The sequence below is a fragment of the Emticicia aquatilis genome, from assembly GCF_014644295.1.
Taxonomy (GTDB): Bacteria; Bacteroidota; Bacteroidia; order Cytophagales; family Spirosomataceae; genus Emticicia; species Emticicia aquatilis.
This window is the reverse complement of sequence record NZ_BMKK01000001.1, coordinates 673,437-694,912: the sequence shown is the minus strand read 5'-3', so window position 1 is coordinate 694,912 and position 21,476 is coordinate 673,437. Positions and strand designations below refer to the sequence as shown.

Annotated in this window: 20 protein-coding genes; 8 read left to right on the top strand and 12 right to left on the bottom strand. The window is 38.6% G+C overall.

What is annotated here, in order from left to right:
- The first annotated feature begins 29 nt into the window (after positions 1-29).
- Positions 30-1,133, top strand: coding sequence for a TlpA disulfide reductase family protein (locus IEX65_RS02965; protein WP_188764502.1), 1,104 nt, complete (start codon positions 30-32; stop codon positions 1,131-1,133).
- Between the two features lie 6 nt (positions 1,134-1,139).
- On the opposite strand, the gene IEX65_RS02960 is transcribed toward IEX65_RS02965, so the two are convergent.
- Entirely contained in the window at positions 1,140-1,724 is a 585-nt protein-coding gene (locus IEX65_RS02960) for a Uma2 family endonuclease (protein ID WP_188764500.1), read from the bottom strand.
- 189 nt (positions 1,725-1,913) lie between these two features.
- On the opposite strand from IEX65_RS02960, the gene IEX65_RS02955 reads away from it, so the two are divergent.
- Positions 1,914-2,207 carry a hypothetical protein gene (locus IEX65_RS02955; protein ID WP_188764498.1) on the top strand — a complete coding sequence of 98 codons (294 nt, stop codon included), beginning with the start codon at positions 1,914-1,916 and terminating at the stop codon, positions 2,205-2,207.
- Between the two features lie 6 nt (positions 2,208-2,213).
- Here IEX65_RS02955 and accC read toward each other — a convergent pair whose 3' ends face one another.
- Positions 2,214-3,722, bottom strand: a complete 1,509-nt coding sequence (gene accC, locus IEX65_RS02950; protein WP_188764770.1) for an acetyl-CoA carboxylase biotin carboxylase subunit — start codon at positions 3,720-3,722, stop codon at positions 2,214-2,216.
- Positions 3,723-4,091: 369 nt separating this feature from the next.
- On the opposite strand from accC, the gene IEX65_RS02945 reads away from it, so the two are divergent.
- Positions 4,092-5,354: an aminotransferase class I/II-fold pyridoxal phosphate-dependent enzyme gene (locus IEX65_RS02945; protein ID WP_188764496.1), complete on the top strand. Its 1,263-nt coding sequence runs from the start codon at positions 4,092-4,094 to the stop codon at positions 5,352-5,354.
- Between the two features lie 203 nt (positions 5,355-5,557).
- Positions 5,558-5,740, top strand: a complete 183-nt coding sequence (locus tag IEX65_RS02940; protein ID WP_188764493.1) for a BF3379 family histone-like protein — start codon at positions 5,558-5,560, stop codon at positions 5,738-5,740.
- Between the two features lie 135 nt (positions 5,741-5,875).
- Here IEX65_RS02940 and IEX65_RS02935 read toward each other — a convergent pair whose 3' ends face one another.
- The 7 genes from IEX65_RS02935 to IEX65_RS02905 form a co-directional block, all read right to left on the bottom strand.
- Positions 5,876-6,955, bottom strand: a complete 1,080-nt coding sequence (locus tag IEX65_RS02935) for a Gfo/Idh/MocA family protein (protein ID WP_188764491.1) — start codon at positions 6,953-6,955, stop codon at positions 5,876-5,878.
- Positions 6,956-6,984: 29 nt separating this feature from the next.
- On the bottom strand, positions 6,985-7,542 hold the full coding sequence (locus IEX65_RS02930) for a DUF1003 domain-containing protein (RefSeq protein WP_188764489.1): 558 nt from the start codon (positions 7,540-7,542) through the stop codon (positions 6,985-6,987).
- A gap of 74 nt (positions 7,543-7,616) precedes the next feature.
- A complete protein-coding gene (locus IEX65_RS02925; protein ID WP_188764487.1) occupies positions 7,617-11,126 on the bottom strand; it encodes a M4 family metallopeptidase in 3,510 nt (1,169 codons plus the stop codon).
- Between the two features lie 82 nt (positions 11,127-11,208).
- Positions 11,209-11,571 carry a hypothetical protein gene (locus IEX65_RS02920; protein ID WP_188764485.1) on the bottom strand — a complete coding sequence of 121 codons (363 nt, stop codon included), beginning with the start codon at positions 11,569-11,571 and terminating at the stop codon, positions 11,209-11,211.
- A gap of 162 nt (positions 11,572-11,733) precedes the next feature.
- Entirely contained in the window at positions 11,734-12,954 is a 1,221-nt protein-coding gene (locus tag IEX65_RS02915) for a putative hexosyltransferase (protein ID WP_188764483.1), read from the bottom strand.
- Positions 12,955-13,074: 120 nt separating this feature from the next.
- Positions 13,075-14,667: a beta strand repeat-containing protein gene (locus IEX65_RS02910; RefSeq protein ID WP_188764481.1), complete on the bottom strand. Its 1,593-nt coding sequence runs from the start codon at positions 14,665-14,667 to the stop codon at positions 13,075-13,077.
- Positions 14,668-14,692: 25 nt separating this feature from the next.
- Positions 14,693-15,007 carry a LytR/AlgR family response regulator transcription factor gene (locus IEX65_RS02905; protein WP_188764479.1) on the bottom strand — a complete coding sequence of 105 codons (315 nt, stop codon included), beginning with the start codon at positions 15,005-15,007 and terminating at the stop codon, positions 14,693-14,695.
- A 272-nt stretch (positions 15,008-15,279) separates the two neighbouring features.
- Here IEX65_RS02905 and IEX65_RS02900 point away from each other — a divergent pair, with 272 nt between their 5' ends.
- The 4 genes from IEX65_RS02900 to IEX65_RS02885 are packed head-to-tail and all read left to right on the top strand — an operon-like array spanning position 15,280 to position 18,177.
- Positions 15,280-16,095: a hypothetical protein gene (locus tag IEX65_RS02900; RefSeq protein WP_188764477.1), complete on the top strand. Its 816-nt coding sequence runs from the start codon at positions 15,280-15,282 to the stop codon at positions 16,093-16,095.
- Positions 16,096-16,097: 2 nt separating this feature from the next.
- Positions 16,098-16,745, top strand: coding sequence for a hypothetical protein (locus IEX65_RS02895; RefSeq protein ID WP_188764475.1), 648 nt, complete (start codon positions 16,098-16,100; stop codon positions 16,743-16,745).
- On the top strand, positions 16,727-17,512 hold the full coding sequence (locus IEX65_RS02890; protein ID WP_188764473.1) for a sensor histidine kinase: 786 nt from the start codon (positions 16,727-16,729) through the stop codon (positions 17,510-17,512). Before IEX65_RS02895 ends, IEX65_RS02890 begins: the two co-directional genes overlap by 19 nt.
- A gap of 11 nt (positions 17,513-17,523) precedes the next feature.
- A complete protein-coding gene (locus IEX65_RS02885) occupies positions 17,524-18,177 on the top strand; it encodes a response regulator transcription factor (protein WP_188764471.1) in 654 nt (217 codons plus the stop codon).
- Between the two features lie 61 nt (positions 18,178-18,238).
- On the opposite strand, the gene lpdA is transcribed toward IEX65_RS02885, so the two are convergent.
- Genes lpdA through odhB form a run of 3 tightly spaced genes read right to left on the bottom strand, consistent with a single transcriptional unit; the run spans position 18,239 to position 21,425 of the window.
- Positions 18,239-19,639: a dihydrolipoyl dehydrogenase gene (gene lpdA / locus IEX65_RS02880; RefSeq protein ID WP_188764469.1), complete on the bottom strand. Its 1,401-nt coding sequence runs from the start codon at positions 19,637-19,639 to the stop codon at positions 18,239-18,241.
- Between the two features lie 47 nt (positions 19,640-19,686).
- Complete coding sequence (locus IEX65_RS02875; RefSeq protein ID WP_188764467.1) at positions 19,687-19,893, bottom strand: DUF4177 domain-containing protein; 207 nt, start codon at positions 19,891-19,893, stop codon at positions 19,687-19,689.
- Positions 19,894-19,895: 2 nt separating this feature from the next.
- Entirely contained in the window at positions 19,896-21,425 is a 1,530-nt protein-coding gene (gene odhB, locus IEX65_RS02870) for a 2-oxoglutarate dehydrogenase complex dihydrolipoyllysine-residue succinyltransferase (protein ID WP_188764465.1), read from the bottom strand.
- Between the last annotated feature and the right edge of the window lie 51 nt (positions 21,426-21,476).

Genomic DNA, 21,476 nt, shown 5'->3' with positions numbered 1-21,476 from the left:
ATTAATTTTATTTCATAAATAACTCACACATGAAAAAATCTACATATCTTTTAATTCCGCTTGTTCTACTACTAAGCGATGTATTCTCACAAGGCTATCAAATCAATGGTAAAATCAATGGCTGTGATAATAAATGGGTGTTTCTGATTGATAGTGGTAACAGAAATGCAGTATTAGATTCAGTAAAATGTACGAATAATCAGGTTGTGTTTAAAGGGAATATTGATGAACCTAAGCTCATTCAAATGAAAGTGCAAGGCGATAAGAGTTTTGCTTCGTTTTGGGTTGAAAATAAGAATTTTAGCTTCATTACTTATCAAGATTCTCTTTGGAAAATTAAGCTAACTGGCTCGCCATTGAATAAATTATTTTATGAATTTGAAGAAAACGTACATTTGCCCATCGTACTTCAGTATGTAGAGAATAATAGAAAGAGTGCCCAAGTTGTTTTACCAAGAGATTCGACTCAGTTAAAAGCTATAAATCGTGAATTGGACTCATTACAGGTGGTATCAAATTCACAAATGACTGATTTCATAATAAAAAATAAGGATAGTTTTCTTAGTTTGAATTTTCTATCAAGCCACTATAATGCCTTTGGGTTGAGTAAGTCAATAGCATTTATAGAGTCGATGAATGATGAACTTAGAAATACACCAACTGCTCAGCGATTACTTGCGGTCATCAGAAAAATAGCAAGCCTAAAAGTAAACGATTCCGCTCCAAATTTTTCTCTGAAAGATATTAATGGGAAAGTATTTTCATTGTCGAGTTTTAGAGGAAAAAAAGTTTTGATAAATTTTTGGGCAAGTTGGTGTGGCCCTTGCAGAAAAGAACACCCAGATTTGATTCGACTTTCGGAGAAGTATCAATCAAAAGGTGTGGTGTTTATCAGTATCTCAAAAGATGAAAATAGTAAGAATTGGAAAGAAGCTGTCAAGAAAGATAAACTTTTGTGGCTTCAACTTTTAGATGAGGAGGATAATAAGGGGATAAGTACATCTAATAATTATGGTGTATCAGGAATACCCCAAACAATAGTAATAGATGAAAGTGGTAAAGTACTGATGATTAGCGATACTTTAGTAGATATTGATGTTTTTTTAGCTAAGATTTTTGCTAAAAAATCTTAGCTAAACTCACGCTTCTTCCTCCTCTTTCTCAAAAACAATATTCTCGTAAATGTCTGATAATGAAAGATTTATTTCTAATTTATCAAGACTAATCATTGCGTTTGGCTCAGTAAATTCTTCATAATTCCAAAGGGCATTATTTACTCTACTGTATAATTCAACGCTCATTTCGTACTGTGAAACCAGCATATAATACTGCACCGAGGCTATAGCTTTGTATTTTTTTAGTTTGACTGTTTTGTCATATTTTTCGGTCGAGGTTGATAAAACCTCAACAATCAAACTCGGATGTGCGATTTTGTTTTTCTGTCTTAAATCGAATGGATTACAAGTCAGCATTACATCGGGGTATGGATAATAGAAATCTTTGATAGCTTCCAGTTTTACATTTTCTATAAAAATATCACAATGACTTTTCTTTGATTTCCTCAAAGAAAAGCCAACATTTTGTGCTATTCTATTATGATTCAGCGTTGTGCCAGCCATTGCAAAAATTTCACCATCAAAATATTCATGGCGAATATCGCTTGTTTCTTCCAGAGCAAAATATTCTTCGACGGTGTAACGCTTTTTTTCGGCTGATTCTCCCATAACTACTATTTGTTTTGTACAAATATAGTGATTTTCTTAATTCGGTGATAGATTTTGAAATGCACAAAACTGAATTCGGGGGCTGCAATTAACTCATAAAAACACAAAACCTCCACTAACTAAAAAATAGTGGAGGTTTATTGTGGTTTTAAGAATTTCCTCTAAATTTGATGAAAAGCCATCAAAACTATGCAAACAACTGCTCTGATTACCAATATCATTTTCGATATTGCTTTTATCCCATCTTTAGTTCTAATATACGTTTCGCTCTTTGTATTTGATAACGGGACTGACGGCACTGGTCGATGGCTGATGTTTACGCTATTCAACTCAATACCTGCCTCAATTCTTGTTACGCAAATTATTTCCTGGGTAGCCTACTCAAATGGCCATTATGATTTTGCATTTAAAGTTAGCTTAGTGCCTTTGATTTTTGTTCTTCTGATTGGTCTTTGGTTTTTGAGAGATTATCTCACAAAATAACTTACCTTAACTTCTCAAAGTTACTCTATTTCTACGCCATTGGCTGGTTTGGGTTGTAGCTGGCATGCTTTGTGCCGAACTATTATTTTGCTTACGTTTTAAGATTTCGGACGCTAAAACCGCTGCAATTTCGAGTTCTGCTGTCGAAACTTGCTTTTGAAGTACTTCTGGCGTAAAGTATAAACCCACAAAACGAGTATCAAATTTCCCGCTGACAAATGCTTCGTGTTGTAGAGCAAACGTACAGAATGGGAGAGTAGTGGCTACTCCCGTAATCTTAAATTCGTCGATGGCTCGGAGCATTTTTTCGATGGCTTCGGTGCGGTCTTTTCCATAGGCAATCAATTTGGCAATCATGGGGTCGTAGTGAATCGGAATCTCCATGCCTTCTTCAATACCATCATCTACCCGCACGCCATTGCCTTGTGGACGTACGTACGTCTGCAATAATCCTACGTCAGGCAAGAAATTATTGGCTGGGTCTTCGGCACATACCCTCACTTCGATTGCGTGTCCGTTTATCTTTAAATCTTCTTGCTTGAAACTTAACTCACGTCCTTCGGCTACGTATATCATTTCTTTCACCAAGTCAATTCCCGTAATCATTTCGGTAACTGGGTGCTCAACCTGCAAGCGGGTATTCATTTCTAAGAAATAAAAATTCAAATCTTCATCCACGATAAACTCCACCGTTCCTGCACCATAATAATTACAAGCTTTGGCCACATCAACGGCACATTTGCCCATTGCTTCTCTGATTTCGGGCGTGAGTACGGCCGACGGAGCTTCCTCAACTACCTTCTGGTGTCGTCGCTGAATCGAACATTCACGCTCAAAAAGATGTACTACATTTCCGTGTTTATCGCCCATCACCTGAATCTCAATGTGCTTGGGTTTAGTAATGTACTTTTCAATGAAACAGGCCCCATTCCCAAACGAAGAAATTGCTTCGCCAACGGCTCTATCCATTTGTTCGTCAAATTCGGCTTCGTTTTCTACAACCCTCATTCCTTTTCCGCCACCACCAGCACTGGCCTTAATCAAAACTGGATACCCAATTTCGGCCGATTTTGCTTTGGCTGCAGCACGGTCGGTGATGGCATCGGGCGTACCAGGAACCATCGGAATGTTATATTTTGCAACCGTATGTTTCGATGATAATTTATCGCCCATTACCTCAATCGACTCGGGCGATGGCCCGATGAAAATCAAGCCCGCTTCTTGTACTTTTCTCGAAAAATCGGCATTTTCTGATAAAAATCCGTATCCGGGATGAATGGCATCAACGCCTAAACTTTTGGCTACTTCAATGATTTTATCACCTCGTAAATAAGACTCCTTCGAGGCGGCTGGGCCAATACACACAGCTTCATCAGCATATTTTACATGCGGGAAATTTCGGTCGGCTTCTGAGAAAACCGCTACTGTTTTGATGCCCATTTCACGAGCAGTTCGCATCACACGAACCGCAATTTCACCTCTATTGGCAATTAATATTTTACGAATCGACTTTATCACGTGCTTCTAATTAGTTTAGTTTTTGTACTCCAAAGTTTATAGTCGGTGGTTAATAGTTTTTTTATTTTTGATAGTTTTTCTAACTAAATGTAAAATGCGTTGTTTTTTATAATGACACGGGCATGATATTTTTGAAAAACTGTCGTCTATTGTCTATCGACCATCGACTATTTTAACACTAATTAACACTAAAATCAAATTGGATTTTTTAAATATGCCGTAAAAATATTGCACATTTTGTATAGATAGGATTTTACTAAGAAATCGTAGTTTGGTTTCCTACTAAAAAAGCGTTATTTTTGCGTAAAATTTATTAGAAGGTGTTTCTATTTAAAACATTTTTCATTACCTATTTTTTGATAGCAAATGGCACAAGATATTTTCGATAAAGCTCTCAGCAACTTAGGACCCATCGGGTCGCAGGCGAAATTGCTCAATTCGCATCATTATTATTCTTTTCCAAAACTTTCGGGCGAACTTGGTCCGCACATGGAGTTTATGGGCAAGAAAATGCTCAACTGGTCATTGAATAACTATTTAGGGTTAGCCAATCACCCAGAAGTTCGCAAGGCAGATGCCGACGCTGCTGCTGAATACGGTTTAGCATACCCAATGGGTGCCAGAATGATGACTGGTAACACCGAATTGCACGAGCAATTTGAAAAACAATTGGCCGAGTATGTTGGTAAAAAAGATTCGTTTTTGCTCAACTATGGTTATCAAGGCGTTATGTCGGTAATCGAATGTATTGTTGATAGAAAAGACGTTATCGTTTTCGATGCCGAAAGTCACGCTTGTTTGATTGATGGTATTCGTTTGCACAAAGCAAAGGGTGGTACTTACTACCAATTTGCTCACAACGATATGGAGAGTTTAGAGAAAAACCTTATAAGAGCAACCAAATTGGCCGAAGAGCAAGGCGGTGGAATCTTGGTGATTACTGAAGGTGTGTTTGGTATGTCGGGTAAGGTTGGAAGCTTGGATAAAATCGTTGAACTCAAACAAAAATATAACTTCCGTTTATTGGTTGATGATGCTCACGGATTCGGTACGATGGGTGCAACGGGTGCTGGTGTGCCGGAGTATTTTGGTGTGCAAGACCAAGTTGATTTACACTTCTGTACGTTTGCTAAATCAATGGCTGCTATTGGTGCATTTATTGCCGCCGACCCTGAGATTGTGATGTTCTTGAAATACAATATGCGTTCACAAACTTATGCAAAAGCATTACCGATGCCTTTTGTATTGGGAGGAATGAAGCGTTTGGAATTAATGAAAAACCACCCAGAGTTCAGAGAAAATCTTTGGACTATCGTGAAGGCTCTTCAAGATGGTTTCCGTAAGCGTGGATTTGATATTGGTGATACTACTTCGCCAGTAACGCCAGTATTCTTACACGGAAGCTATGATTTACCAACTGTTACGAATTTGATTCGTGATATGCGTGAGAACATGGGTATCTTCTGTTCAGTAATCATTTATCCAGTCGTTCCTAAAGGGGTTATCATGCTTCGTATCATTCCTACTGCTTCGCATACACTCGAAGACGTTGAATATACAATGGATTGCTTCGAGAAAGTACAAGCTAAACTTCAAGCAGGCGAGTATGCTCCGTTGGCAGTAGCGTAAGAAATTGCCCAAAATTGAAATATTATATACGAAAAGTCTGGTTTTGGCCAGACTTTTTTAGTTTTAGGCAAAAAAAGGTTGTTTTTGATGGTATTTTTAGGTGAAAAATTTGTAATTTTTTATAATATATCTAACTTGCAAGTACATTCTATTCATTAATAAACAAATATTTCAATATTCACCCAAAAACCTTTATTTCTATTATGGAGAAGTACAAAGAATTAACTGACCTTGTTGCCTCTTTGGCAGGAGATTTTGAAAAATTTTATGACAAAGGAAACAACGCTGCTGGTACTCGTGTAAGAGCAGGAATGGCTACTTTGGCTAAATGGGCTAAAGATACAAGAGCAGAAGTTCAAGCTAAGAAAAATGCGGGGAAGGCTTGATGATGCCAAATGAATTGTAGATGAGGAAGTATCTCTATTCTTAGTTGAACCAATTTTACGGAACAGGCAGATATACTACTCATATCGAAAATAGTCTCGAATGTACTTCGAGACTATTTTCATTTTATAGGTCTTTTATAGATGAACCACTTGTCCTGTACGAACCGATTCGTCGCAAGCAAAGGCAATTTTTAAACTATTTACTGCATCTTGTACGTGGTCGGTGAGGTCGATATCTTCTTGGATTGCTTTCAAGAAATAGCGTTGTTCACGATTACAAAGTTCTTGATGGTCTGGCTCATCGCTCAAATTAAACCAAGTATCTTGTTTGATAAATTGATTATTGGCATCAATATCGGCATGATGAAAACGCAACGACTCAGTTTTTGTATGGGCATCAACATTATCTGATTTACCCGCACCACCAGCTTCTTTTGCTACGATTGATACACAACCTTTTGGCCCGATTACGTCTTTGATGAAGAATGCTGTCTCGCTCATCATTGGTCCCCAGCCTGCTTCGTACCAACCCACCGAACCATCTTCAAAACGTATTTGTAATTGTCCGTAGTTATAGTTGTTTTCTGCAATATCGTTGGTCAATCTTGCTCCGATGGCTGTTACTTGTAGTGGCTTCGAGCGAGTCATTTGGCACATTACATCAATGTAGTGAACGCCACAATCAACAATCGGGCTGAGGCTTTTCATCAGATTACGATGTACATCCCACATTATACCGTGGCTTTGCTGATTAAGGTTCATACGCATCACCAATGGTTTACCCAATTCGTGCGATAGCTCCACGAATTTCTCCCACGATGGATGATGACGCAAAATATAACCCACAACCAGTTTTTTGCCAGCCTTTTTTGCAGCAGCAGCTACTCTTTCTGAGCCTTCAACGGTATCGGCCAATGGTTTTTCTATGAAAACATGGCAGCCACTTTCGAGAGCCATAATTGCAAATGCTTCGTGGGTATCGGGGTAAGTCGAAATACAAACGGCATCGGGTTTGGTTTCGGCAAGGGCAGTTGCGTAGTCAGAATACAAGGCATAGCCGCCACCCAATTTTTCGTTGAGCACTTCTTTGCTTTTTCCTGTCGATACGATACCGCAGATTTCAAAACCGTCGATTAATTGATAAGCTTTTGCATGAGAAGCTCCCATGTTTCCGCAGCCAACAACGAGTACTCTTATAGGTGATAAGGTTGACATGATGTGTTAATAAATTGTGTAATAAGGTTTTATGATTTATTCTTTAAATGATTTTCTAATCTTGTGTTGATTTCTTCGAGTAATGCAAACTGCTTTGCTTGGGTATCGAACAAAGTTTTGATTTGCTCTTCCAAAAGTAAGTCAATTTTTTGATGTAAACTTCTAATTTCCATTTCAGCTTTCAGATTTACCAAATAATCGTTTTCGCTTCTCATTCTATCTTTTTCTTCCTGACGATTTTGACTCATCATGATTATCGGAGCTTGAAGGGCAGCAATGGTTGATAAAACCAAATTCATCAGAATAAATGGGTAAGGGTCAAATCGGTCTTTTTCGGGAAGCGTAGCATTAACAACTATCCAAACTGTAAGAATGATAGCAAATATGATGATAAACTTCCAACTTCCCCCAAATCTGGCCACTTTATCCGAAATTTCCTGTCCACGAGATAATACTTCTTTCGGAGGATTCAGTAGGTTATTGACTATCAGTTGCTCTTCTTTGATAGTCTGCTCTACAATTTGATGTAGTTTTTCGAGGTGTTCTTTTTCGTTAATAAAAAGTTTGTCAATTTCTTTCACATTCATCGCTATAATGGTTTATGATGAAGAAACCCCACCAAATTATTGGCAGGGTTTTTATCAGATTTACTAAAAATATTTTACTCTCTTATCACTTTTCGTACTACACTTCCTTGCGAGGTTTCAATTTTTACAGTGTATAAGCCTTTAGGTAATTCTCTGATATTAACAGAATTACCGCTTGAAAGCTTATCAAAGCTCATGGTGTTTTTACCAGTTGTTGAATAGAAGTTTGCTTCTTTAAAAATTACACCCATTGGCAATTCGATACGGAGTTCGTCAGCCGTAGGATTTGGATAAATCACCACTTTTATGCTTTCGTTTGGTTCATTGGCCAAAACCGCAATCTTATTTTCGATGCTATTTGATGCCGCACTGAAACAACCGTCATCTGTGATGGCTTTTACGGTATAAACTCCGTTTAGGTCTGGTTTTAGAGTTGTGGCAGTTGTTTGGCCACCAACTGGATTTCCAGCTACATACCATTGGAAGTTTTTACCGCCAGTAATTACATAAACGCCACCACTCAAAGTGATTCTCGGAGCAGCAGGAATGATACAGAAGGTTTGAGTGGTAGTGGCAGCATTATATTGAGTATTTCCTGTTTGAGTTGCCTTGATACTTGCTTTGCCTGCGTTTGTTCCCACTTTCACTGTATTTCCACTGATTGAAATATCGCCAGAACCCACCGAAAACGTAACCGCTAAGTTTGAACTCGAAGAAGCCGAAACCGTGAAACTTTCACCGATGTTTTTGTCGGCAATCGAACCAAAATTAATCGTTTGGTCAGTTTTTGTAGTTGTGGTGCTTCGTGTTCCTTGAGCGTACCAAACTGCCCAAGAGGCATCAGGCAAGAATTGCTTGGCTGTTCCTGTTGGTGAAATTTTGTTTTTATCAATACCAATAATATTTACATCTTGTTGTTTTCCATTTAAGGTATTGAACAGCATTTTGTCATCCAGACGAGAATAGCCCGGATAGCCCACATCGTTGTTTTTATTGATACCATCAAGGGCATCATCGCCTGTTTTGCTTAAATCAATGGCAATCTGATAGTAGGTATCTGGCTCATCTTCGGTGAAGTAGTCAAAGGCAATTACATCTTGAGAGTTTTTAGAATAAGATGGATTACCGATACTTTCGCCTGCTTCGAGGTCAGTAAATAGTTTCTCGATTTTTCCGCTTCCGATAGCATTTTTAGTTATGTCCCAAGCTTTAATGAAGCCCACATCCCAGAATTCGATTGTTCCTGAAAGGCTTTTTACACTATTGAAGGCATCATAGATAATAGTTTCGCCCGAATAATCCCACTCAAATGAGTCGGCATATTGCACTTCACCCGTATTTACACCAGTAGAATACGTAGGGTTATAAAGTTGTAATCTATATCTTGTATAGTTATTTTCGATGTTGTAGATGTACATGTATTTGTCGCCAGCATCAGTCAGAGCCGCCAATCGTTTTCCATCTTTCGATACTGCCACATTACCCCAAACTCCATCCGACGAAATTTTGGTTTCTGTGTAGTTGCCAGTTAAGCTGATTCGACGGATATTTTTATCTTTTCCGACAAAATAAGCAAACAAACCATCATCTGTAACACTTGGCTTTGCTAAACAGCCGCTCGACGAAATCGCTCGGTATTCGCTTACAGCGGCATTGGCTTTTGCCGTGTAAAGTTTACCCGAAGACGGCTCAAAAACTAAGATAAAATCACCACCATTATTGACAGGAATATTTTGTTGGGTTTGAGTTGGAGCAGGAGGTGTGGTATTTGTTCCACCCGAAGTCCCATTAGGGTCGGCGATACCTACTGCATCAAAGGCCGCTTTTGCTGCATTTTGGATGCTTACGTCAGAAGGATATAAGTCGGCTGCTGACCTAACAACTGCCAAACGTGCATCAACAAATTTTGATGTACGAGTCAGATATTTGGTTAAAGCTCGGTAATATACCTGCTCGGCTTTGTCTTTGCCTACGCTTGTATTTGATGCAAATAAATAAAAGGCATAATTCGGAATGCCACTATTTACGTGTACGCCACCATTATCACCATCGTCAGTATTTGGTAGATTTGCATACTGCGACATCGTTTTTGGTTGATAGCCTGGGTCGTTTTTACCACCCTGATTTGGATTTGAAAGACTACGCAATGCACCCGATGGAAACGAACCTGCTTTGATTACATCTTCACCCAAAGTCCAGTCGTCACGGTCAATCATTGCTCCAAAAATATCAGCAAACGATTCGTTCAATGCCCCTGACTGATTTTGGTATTCCAGACGAGCCGTTGCCTCAACTACACCGTGTGTCATTTCATGGCCACCAACATCTAAAGCACCTGCCAATGGCTTGAAAGCATCACGACCATTCCCGTAGCCCATAAATTCGCCATTCCAGTATGCATTATCCATTCCTTTACCATCATCATCCGCAATATTGATTACAGAGATAATCGTGCTTCCTTTCCCATCAAGAGAGTTTCTACCGAATTTTGTGCGATAATAGTCATAGCAAATACCTGCATTATAGTGAGCCGAAACCGCCGTTGCATTCCAGTTATTTAAACTATTAGTGGTTACTTGGCTATACTTCATATTATCCGAAGTTGAATTTTGAGCATCAATCGTCCAAATACCTCCAACTGGGTCATCGGGTAGTTTTGAAGTTGTTTTATTATACATTGGGCGTTGAGTATCAAGCATGTAATATGTACTGCCCGACTGCTGTACGCTAAATGTGCGTGAAATACCCGCAAGGTCACGAGCGGTTGCCGTAAAAGGCCCATCGAGCGAGCAAGTATTGTTGAATTTCTTTAAGACCTCGCCTGTGTTGGCATCTACAAAATATGTCCAACGTTCAAGCATATTTGGGCGAACCGTAAGATTATAAGCCAAACGCTCATCGACAAAATTTCCATCTTTATGATAGATAATTAGCTCGGCAGTATTTTGCATTTTACCTAATAATTGGCCAGTTACGCCTGCTTTTTGCACGATTGATTTTTTTGCTACATCGGTCATTGCAAATGCGATTGCTTTATCTTCTGATAGGGTAGGAGTGATGGAAGGCAAATTTGGGGTTGGGAAATTTCGGCCGTTCAATACATCAATTTTTTCGCCTTTCGTATGTAGCCATATTTCGCCGCCGTAAACGGGTATATTTTTGTATTTTTGTTGAAGCTGAATATGCGTCATACCGATTTCGTCGGACTCCATATTCACCATTTCAAGTTCCTGATTCGGGTCTTCGATTTTGAGAGTTGTTTTTACATCACCCAAAAAATCCAAGGCCATGACCTGTAAGCCTTTACGGGCATTGGGTGCGGGCGATTTCGACAGATTTTCAATCATTAGCACACCCCCAGTTTCGCTATCGTGGGTTACTTTTAGTTTACTCACAAACTTTGTTGATATAGCGGGTAGGCTTGATTGGCGAGCATTTCTGTCATTTTTTTGCCCATCAACTTCAATAAATTGCCCTGTTGGCAAGTCATTTTTTCCTGCCGCTGGTTTATGTTTTTTGTCGAAACCTTTCTGAGCGAAAGTGCTTGTTGCGGCAAAAAAAAGGAAGATAAAAGTCAGTCTCATAATTATTTGGAAGCTTTGTTTAATGAGGTATATATTATGCCAAAGAGGTAAATTGTCTCCGTAGTTGCTGAGGAATACCAAGTTATTTCAAATTTACTAAATTCATCAATTCCTTGTACAAATCTTTTGCTTTTGCTGGCGAAGTTTCTTTGGAAGCTCCCCAAACAATTTCGTTGGTGGTTGAATCGTGTTTAAATTTTATGAAATAATACATATTCCCAGGCTCACGGAAACCCTTTGTTTCATCAAATAAGACTTTGGTTTTGTCGAAAAATATCTTTACTGAATCGCTATTTTGTTTACCAAGTTCTGTAAAAACTGTATCGGTACTTTTTTTGTGGTAAAGCCTGCCATTTTCGAGCAGATGGTATTCGTTTACTAAGTTCGTAAATCCACCACCACTCCCAAAAATTATCTGACTTTTTTTATACTTATCGGGGTTCATTTTATGAGAGCAAGAAAGTAGTGAAAAGATAAAAGCAAAAGTTAAAATTATTATTTTCAATTTATTTTGAAATTATTGTAAAAATGAAAATTATGAAATATTTGATATGGATAATTTAAATTGTATTTATTGGAAATATCATGAATTTTATTTTAATAGAATTTATGATAAAATTAATTTAAACTTAAATCCTTTGTAAAGCCTTACTAATGATAAAAACAAAATTATACCGAAAATTATTGCAGTAAACTCTGGTTTGTAAGGATTTAGCCCCAAATACTTATTAGTACCATCAACATTCATCAGATGAGCAACCGAAGTTAAAGCAAAAATGGAATAACGGTTAGTGAGCAACGAATACGCAAAATACATCGGTATAGCAGGAAACGAGTAGCGTTCGTGCATTTGAGTGTTCACAAAAAAGAAAACTATGGCGGTAGTGGCGGCGGTTAACCAAAGTAGTGCGTAGTAGTCTTGGTCTAAAGATTTTTTAGAAAGAATTGTGTTTAATGTATTGATTATCAGCGGCAGAAAAGTAATGGCTGATAGTGCAAAAAACATGAGGAAACCCCATTTTTTGTAAGTAAGGCCTGCAAAAGTCAGGGTATCGTTGATGCTTGTGGGGTCTTGTTTGAGCAATAAATACCAAATATTAAAGGCATTAACCGAAACACGAGGAAAGAAACCGACGGATTCTCGCACAACTTTCAAGAAATTGCTGAAAGTTCCACCCAAAATAAATGGACTGAGCAAAATGAGTTGAGCAATGATAGAAACTGCTAATATTTTCAGAATCAGTATTTTATCAAACTTTACACTCAACTGATAAACGAGTAATATTGCAAAAAATGGCAAGAAAACGATGGCTTGCAGCTTGGCGTAGATTGATAGTGTACAGAAAAGCGATGCCCAGAGGAGTTTTCGCTCGAAAAGACAGATGATGGCTAAGATTACGATGGTAGTCGGTACACTGTCGAGTTGTCCCCAAATAGTGGTGCAGTACAAGTATCCCATGTTGAAGAGCAACATGTATTCGGCAAATTGGCGAGTATAGTATTTGCGGAGAGCATAAGCAATGGCGATTGCTCCAGCAAAATCGAACAATAAAAAGAAATATTTGAGTTGATAGCTATTGGCGTAAATGAGTTCTTTTGTGCCGTGAAGTTTGCCAAACCAGTATAGGCCGTGCAAATAGATAGGCATATAATTGGTATCAGAATTATAGATTTGGCTTAAACCATGCTCTAAGGCATAAGCCGACCAACGTGGCCAGTCGTTGTTGAGGTCGAACCAAAAACCAGTATGCGGAATGATAGCAACTAAAAGACTAAAAAAGAGTATATGATGCCATTTGATTGGCGAGTTTTCGATGAGTTTTTGCATGCTTTAATATTTATCGGCCTGCAAATTTAAGAAAATTGAGGTTGGAAATGGTAATTAATAAAAATATAAAGACCTTTTGCTTGCCAACAAAAAGTCTTTATATGCTTTAGAAATATTTCTTTAATTGATTTTTCTCCAATCTGTACCATCCGAAACTAAATGTAGGATATTTCCTGGTAGTAAATATTGGTCAGTAGAAGAAAATCCTGTTTTGAATGTATAGGGGGTAGTTTGCAAAGAGCCTTGCCCATGATTGACGATGAGGTATTCACGACCAACAATTCCTGCTGCCGAAGGTAGCGTTATATATTGAGTACCTGGGCCAGTATAAATGAGTTTGTAATGAGCGTCTGTAAGGGTAATACTGGCCGAAAATACGACCGTTGAAGCATTAATAGAGCCGCTAATTCGAGCATTGCCATTAACTTGTAATTTACCGTCGGGATTGGCCGCTAAACTTGCAATATTCATGTTGATACCAACGATATCGTTGGTAAAATCGCCACCAATGAGCGGAGATGAAGAAGATGAGTTTTCGATATAGAGTTTATTACTACCAAGTTCGTTGTACCCCGCTTGACTGCCTACCGCAACATTATAACTGCCAGCCGAATTTTGTCTGAGGGCTTCGCCTCCAAGTCCAACGTTTCCGTTGCCAGTTGTATTAGAAGTTAAAGCACTTCCGCCTACTCCTACATTTCCTATTCCAGTAGTATTCAAATTAAGGGCAACGTTTCCTAAGCCTACATTATAATTTCCAGTGGTATTATAGCGGAGCACCATATTGCCGAAAGCAGCATTAAACATCCCAGTCGTATTCTGATGCAATGTGTAGTTTCCATAGGCCATATTCAGAATTCCCGTTGAATTATAATATAAACTTTCGATTCCAGTAGCAACATTTCCACTTCCAGAAGTATTTGAACCTAAAGACTTATCGCCAATCGCTATATTATTTCCCCCTGAACTTGAAGATAATGCTCCGTTACCGATGGCAATATTATAACTTCCAACCAGACTTGTTGCCAAAGCATTGAATCCCATTGCAATATTATTATTGGCTGTCGAACTTAGTTGCATTGCCTGATACCCAATAGCAATATTCTGATTACCAGTTGTATTAGCCGATAATGCTTTGTAACCATTGGCTAAATTATAAACCCCAGTAGTGTTGGCTGTTAATGCCTGATAACCAATGCCTACATTGCCATCTGCTGTATTGGTTTTAAGGGCATCTCTTCCCATAGCTACATTATAGCTACCAGTCGAAATAGTATTCAAAGCTCCATATCCAAAAGCCGAATTATTAGTTCCTGTTGTATTATTCTGCAAAGCCCCAAAGCCGAATGCAGAGTTTAGTCCACCAGTTGTATTATACATTAATGCCGATACGCCAATGGCAGTATTAGCCCCTCCAGTAGTATTGCTAAGAAGCGTTGCGTGGCCATAAGCAGTATTATGATTACCAGAAGTATTGGCTTGTAACGATGCAATCCCTACTGCCGTATTAAACTGTCCACTCGTTGAAGGATTCAGAGCATCACGGCCAAGTGCCGTATTAAATTCGCTACTGGTTGTTAGTGGCCTATTATATCGTACGCCCGAAGGTAAAATTTCGACGTTCGTAGAGTTATTACTTATCGTGAAGTTTGTTTGTGCATAAGCTTGACAAATAACGATGATGGGTATGAGCAAAGAGAGAAGTTTTTTCATTGTTTTGATGTTTTAAGCGTTTAAATTAATGGTGATATATAGCAAAAAAGGCCTTTTTTCGTCGTCGAGAGGGTGTAAGCGTTTCGCCATTTTGGAAAATGATTTGTTCGTCATTGATATACTTGATGCAGTCAATATTGATAATGACTGACTTATTGATTCGGACGAATTTTGGGAAAGCCGAAAACCGAATTTCGATTTCCTTGAGTGTAGTAGCTACCAGTATTTTTTTGCCATCGGCAAGAAATACACGAGTATAATTAATATCTGCTTGTAGGCGAATGACTTCTTTGGGGTTGACATTTTGCCTTCCTCCAATTGAAATGCTTGTTTGTTTCATGGTTGCAAAAGTGTTGATTTGACCATGCAAAACTCATCTAAAAATCAAAACTAAAACAGGGATGAAAAACGGAAATAAAAACCGTTTTTAGCGGAGTAGAAAACCGTTATTTAACGGTATTTATTAAGGAGAAATACGCAGTAATTTGCATAAAATATTACTAATGTAAACGTTTCAAGAAGTTGCAAAAATGTGGGTGTTGAATTTTGATTTTTACTTTTTACATTTACAATAATTCAACTGTTATTTATAAACTTAAATGCCTCTTTGTTATGAAAAAATTGCTGATTCTTACCAATCTCCTGTGGTTATCTATCTTTTTATTTACAGGATTCAAGCCAATTGATGAAAATAAACCTAAGTTACTCGCTCCCGCCTACGATTTGGTCGATGCCAGCTTAGCAGATATGATGGGAACTAATTTTCGCTTAAATTATATCAATCCTACACGGAATTTTGGAACTAAGAAAGAAAGTTATGCTTCAGATTCAAGGTCTGTTTGGTTCAGTCTAACTAAACTGGAAAGCTTTATTGCTGATATGAAGGCAAAAAGCTCGCTCACCACAGGTATTCGCTTTTATTTCATCCAATATCCCAATGATATGGCTCAATGGAATAAATATGATTATCTCAAAAAACATATAAGTCCTTCATATAAAAATCATCATACATTAATGCTCGTTCCTACCTATTTTGACGGGACTTATGATATAGATTTTGACCCAAGAAGAATTGGAAGTGATGGAAAACCAATACACATGGTAGATGTTATGAATAGTTTGCGTAATGTTAGAGAGGAAATTCCTGCTCAAGCGGGAAGTGGTATTAATAAAGCATACATTTTGATGCCTTATGGCACAAGTTCAAGCAGCGAATATGACGACCCAAATATTATTAATGGTGGCTCGTTGGTTCCACCATATCCACCAGGTGGAAGTGCAAGAATGGCCGAGCCTTCAAATGATAAAATTGTAATGCCGATTGGAAATAAAATTCCGTGTTCAGGGGCAACTTTGCTTCCGTATTTCGATTATAAAAGCAAATGTGGTGTTGTGCCATTACCGTCAAATGATAAAATCAAAGATTAAAAATGGAAAGCATAGAAATATTAAGGCATTGTGTGCGAATTTCTGAAGTATTGGCGTTCGTGATAGGGGTATATTATTTTGATAAAAAAGATGCAATCCATTGGAGGTTATTCCCATTTTATATCGGAGTTGTTGCGGCTATTGAGCTATTTGGGTGGTATTTGGCTGCACAAAAGCTTTATTCAGAAAACAATCTGCTTTATCGTTTTGTGGGTTTTCCAGTACAGTTTATATTCCTTTTCTGGTTGTTAAGTCAAATCATCAAAGTAAAATATAGAGCTTTTTATATCAGTACTCTTGTTTATGTATTGTGTTGGGTATTAGAATATTATTTTATTCCGAAAGAAGGACATATTACGATGTCGATGTCTTTTTCGGTAGCTAATCTGATTTTGCTAATATTGGTTTTTTCATATTTTTATCAACTCATCAATGAAAAACAACTGCTAACATTTTATAATCAACGTTCATTTTGGGTAAGCTTAGGAATCTTATTGTATTATCTTGGTGGCTTTCCCTACTACGGTTTGTTTAATGCTTTACTGAAAAACTATGATTTCTTTTTGATATATACACATATTATCTTGATTTTGGGGACTTTAATGTATGTCTGCTTTAGCATCAGTTTTATATGGGGGAAAGAGAAATAACCATCTTTATCGTTATTGCGAATATAATTCTGCTGATTTTTATTAGTGGAATCATCATCTTTATTGCCCAATATCGCAGAAGAAGAATCTTGCACGAAACTGAAAAACAGATAATAAGTAAAACTCATCAAGAAGAATTATTGAGCCGACAAGTCGAGATTCAGACCCAAACGATGCGAGATATTGGCCGAGAAATCCATGATAACGTCGGGCAGAAACTGACGCTGGCTTCGATATATTCAAATCAATTGAGTCATGAAAATCCAGCACAGAATCAAAAAATTGAGCAAATATCAAAACTACTCAATGAATCTCTGCAAGACCTACGTCAGCTCTCAAAATCGTTAGTGCAACCACAATTAGCCCACTCTGATTTAATCGCTTTATTGGAAGAGGAAGCAAAACTGATAAATCAGACAGGCGTAAAGTTAAAAATCAAAACCGATTTAAATAGCATTGATTTAGATTTTGAAAAGAAAAATGCTGTGTTCAGATTATTGCAAGAATTTATACAAAATAGTCTTAAACACTCAAAATGTAAGAATATTACAATCATAATTTCAGAAAACGAAGCCTTCGCTTCGAGCGAAGGCTTCGTTAAAACATTGATTTCAATTGAAGATGATGGTATTGGTTTCGACCAAAATATCAAAAAAGACGGTATCGGATTATCGAACATGAAACGCCGAGCCAACGAAATTGGAGCTGGTTTCGAGCTAAAATCTGAAATAGGAATAGGAACGAAACTTAATTTGATGATTTACTAAAAGTAGGGGCTATGACATACAAAGTAGTAGTAGTAGATGACCACTTATTGATTGCCAAAGCCATCAGTTCGATAATTGAAGGTTTTAGCGGTTTTGAAGTGCTTTATGAGGCCGAAAATGGTAAGGTTTTGATGGATAAATTTAAGGTCAGAGTCAATATCCCTGATATTGTTTTGATGGATATTTCGATGCCAATTATGAATGGCTTCGAGACAACCCAGTGGCTCACCGATAACTATCCCGATATTGTTGTGATGGCACTTTCGGTGCAAGATGATGACGATTCGCTTATAAAAATGATTAAAGCAGGTGCAAAAGGCTATTTGCATAAAAATGTACATCCGACCGAATTAGAAGTTGCTCTTAAAAACTTGGTCGATAAAGGAATGTATTTTCCTGCGTGGGCAACGAGCAAAGTTTTTATGAATCTATCGAAGAAAGATGAGAGAAAAACGATTAATGAAATCAAATTAAGTGAGCGAGAATTAGAGTTTCTAAGTTATGTCTGCACCGAACTAACCTACAAAGAAATTGCCGACCGAATGTGTTGCAGTCCTCGGACAGTTGAGGGGTACAGAGATGCTCTTTTCGAGAAATTGGAAATTAAAACAAGGGTAGGATTGGCCATGTATGCTGTTAAATCTCATATTTATGAAATAAAGTAATATAAAAAAAATGCCTTCTAAGTTATTAGAAGGCATTTTTTTTATGGATATAACCTTTTTCTTACGAGTGAATCGCACGATTGGCAGTTGCTGCTAAAGCGGCTTCTTTCAAAGCTTCCATGTATGTTGGGTGAGCGTGCGAAATACGAGCGATGTCTTCGGCACTTGCTCTAAACTCCATTGCTGTTACGGCTTCGGCAATCATATCAGCAGCTCTTGCACCAATGATGTGTACGCCCAGAATTTCATCAGTAGCAGTATCGGCTAAAACCTTTACTAAACCATCGGTATCACCACTGGCAGTTGCACGGCCGAGAGCTTTGAAAGGGAAACTTCCAGCTTTGTAGGCTACACCTTTGGCTTTTAGTTCTTCTTCGGTTGCACCAACCGAGGCAACTTCTGGCCAAGTATAAACTACCCCAGGAATAAGATTATAATTGATATGTGGTTTTTGTCCTGCCATTACTTCGGCTACAAAAACGCCTTCTTCTTCGGCTTTGTGTGCGAGCATTGCTCCACGAACTACATCACCGATAGCATAAATACCTTTTACGTTGGTTTCTAAAGTATGTTCATCAACTACAACTTTGCCACGGTCAGTTGCTACTCCAACGGCTTCTAAATTCAAGCCGTCAGTATATGCACGGCGACCGATACAAACCAAGCAATAGTCACCTTTGATTTCAACTGGTTTTCCATCGGCAGCTTCGGCAGTTACGGTTACTTCTTCGCCTGAGTTTTCGATTTTCGTTACTTTCGTATTGAAAAAGAAATCAGCTCCAAGTTTTTTAACTGATTTTTGTAATTCTTTGCCCATTGTCTTATCCATTGTCGGAATCATCGAATCGGCAAATTCTACAAACGAAACTTTTGCACCCAAACGAGCATAAACTGAGCCTAATTCGGCACCGATTACACCCGCACCGATAACGATTAAATGTTTCGGAATTTCAGTTAAACTCAAAGCTTCTGTACTCGTGATGATTCTTTTCTTGTCATAGTTCATGAAAGGTAGAATCGTTGGTTTCGAGCCAGTGGCAATGATAACTTGTTGGGTTGTGATTGTTTCTTCCGAACCGTCAGTTTTGGTAACTTTAATGGTGTTTTTGTCAACAAATGAACCAAGACCATTGTGAACTGTAATCTTGTTTTTCTTCATCAAGAAATTGATACCTGCGTTCATTTTCTCAACAACACCATTTTTACGGCCAATCATTTTACCAAGATTTGCCACTGGGGCAGGAATCTCAATACCGTGGTCAGCAAAGTGGTGAGCAGCATTATAGAAATGCTCCGAAGAGTCGAGGAGGGCTTTTGATGGAATACATCCAACGTTCAGACACGTTCCCCCCAGAACACTGTATTTTTCGATGATGGCAACTTTTTTGCCTAATTGTGCCGAGCGAATCGCCGCCACATATCCTCCAGGCCCTGAGCCTATTACTACTACGTCGTATTGCATATTTTTGCTTATCTCTTTTATTGAGACGAATAATATTTTTACCAAATTTATTCTTTCGGTCTTTTGAAAATCAAAACCATATCACCAGTTCCCCAACGGATGTCTCCTGTGAAGGATTGACTGGCTAATTCCCAGCCATCATTGCCGTAATCTCTCAAAATATCATCTAACTCTGTCATTCTAACTTTAGCAGACGAAAAGAAATCAGACTCATAGGCTGGAATTTTAAGAGTTAAGTATTCCCACTTAGTCATGATTACACACCCAAAAGAATTCTTGTTGGGTCTTCTAAGAGTTGTTTAACTCTTACTAAGAAACTAACTGAATCTTTACCATCGATGGTGCGGTGGTCATAGCTAAGAGCCACGTACATAATCGGACGAACAACGATTTCTCCATTTACTACTACAGCACGCTCAACGATATTGTGCATACCTAAGATAGCTGATTGTGGAGCGTTGATGATTGGTGTAGAAAGCATCGAACCGAAAATACCACCATTAGTGATGGTGAATGTTCCGCCCGTCATTTCTTCAATCGTGAGTTTGTTTTCACGTGCTTTTCCTGCTAAACGGACTACTTCTGACTCGATTTGAGCGAAGTTCATTTGTTCTGCACTGCGAATTACTGGCACTACTAAACCACGTGGAGCAGAAACTGCAATCGCAATATCGGCGTAGTCGTTATACACGATTTCATCGCCATCGATGTAAGCATTCACCACAGGGAATTCTTTCAATGCAATTGCACAAGCTTTCGTGAAGAACGACATAAAGCCTAAGCCTACGCCGTGAACTTCTTTAAATTTATCTTTATATTTTGCTCTTAAGTCCATGATTGGTTTCATGTCAACCTCGTTGAAGGTCGTGAGCATAGCTGTTTCTTGTTTTACAGCAACCAAACGTTTGGCGATTGTCTTACGCAATGAAGTCATTTTTTCACGACGTGACGCTCTGCCTCCTTGTGTAGTAGGGGCTGCTGGTGCAGGAGTTGCTGCCGGTTTTGCTGCTTGTGGTGCTGGAGCTGCTGCCGGTTTTTCAGCTTTCACAGCATCATCTTTTGTGATACGTCCACCAATGCCAGTGCCTTGAACCGTTGCTGGGTCAATACCTTTTTCGGCCAAAACTTTGGCTGCTACTGGTGATGGATGTCCTGCTGCATAGCTTGAATCAGAAGTTGCTGGTGCTGTACTTGTAGTTGGTGCTATGCTTGGTGTTGGTTGGCTTGTTGCCGCCGAAGCACCTACCGTAATCTTAGCTACTACTCCGCCAATTGGCACAACTTGTCCTGCTTGAGCAACGATTGTCAATACTCCGTTTTCTGGTGAAGGCAATTCAAAAGTGGCTTTATCTGATTCGAGTTCGCAGATAACTTCATCCATTTTTACGCTATCGCCTTCTTTTTTGCTCCAAGCGGCAATCGTAACTTCAGAAATTGACTCGCCAACTGCTGGTACGACTACATCAATTACTTTGGTAGCAACTGGTGCTGATGGAGCTTCGGCCGCTGCTTTTGGAGCTTCAGCTGCCGCAGGTGCTGCTGCTGTGCTTCCCGCAGCTTCAATTTTGCATATTAATGCTCCAATGGGTAGGGTAGTACCTTCTGGGGCTACTATTCTTAGAATTCCGTCGGCTTCGGCGGGTAGTTCGAATGTGGCTTTATCTGACTCCAATTCACAGATAACTTCATCCATTTTGACTAAATCACCGTCTTTTTTTGTCCATGAAGCGATGGTTACTTCGCTTACTGATTCGCCCACCGAAGGGACTTTCATTTCTATTGCCATGATGATTCTATTTTTCTACTGCTTTTTTTTCTTCTTTATTATATATCAACA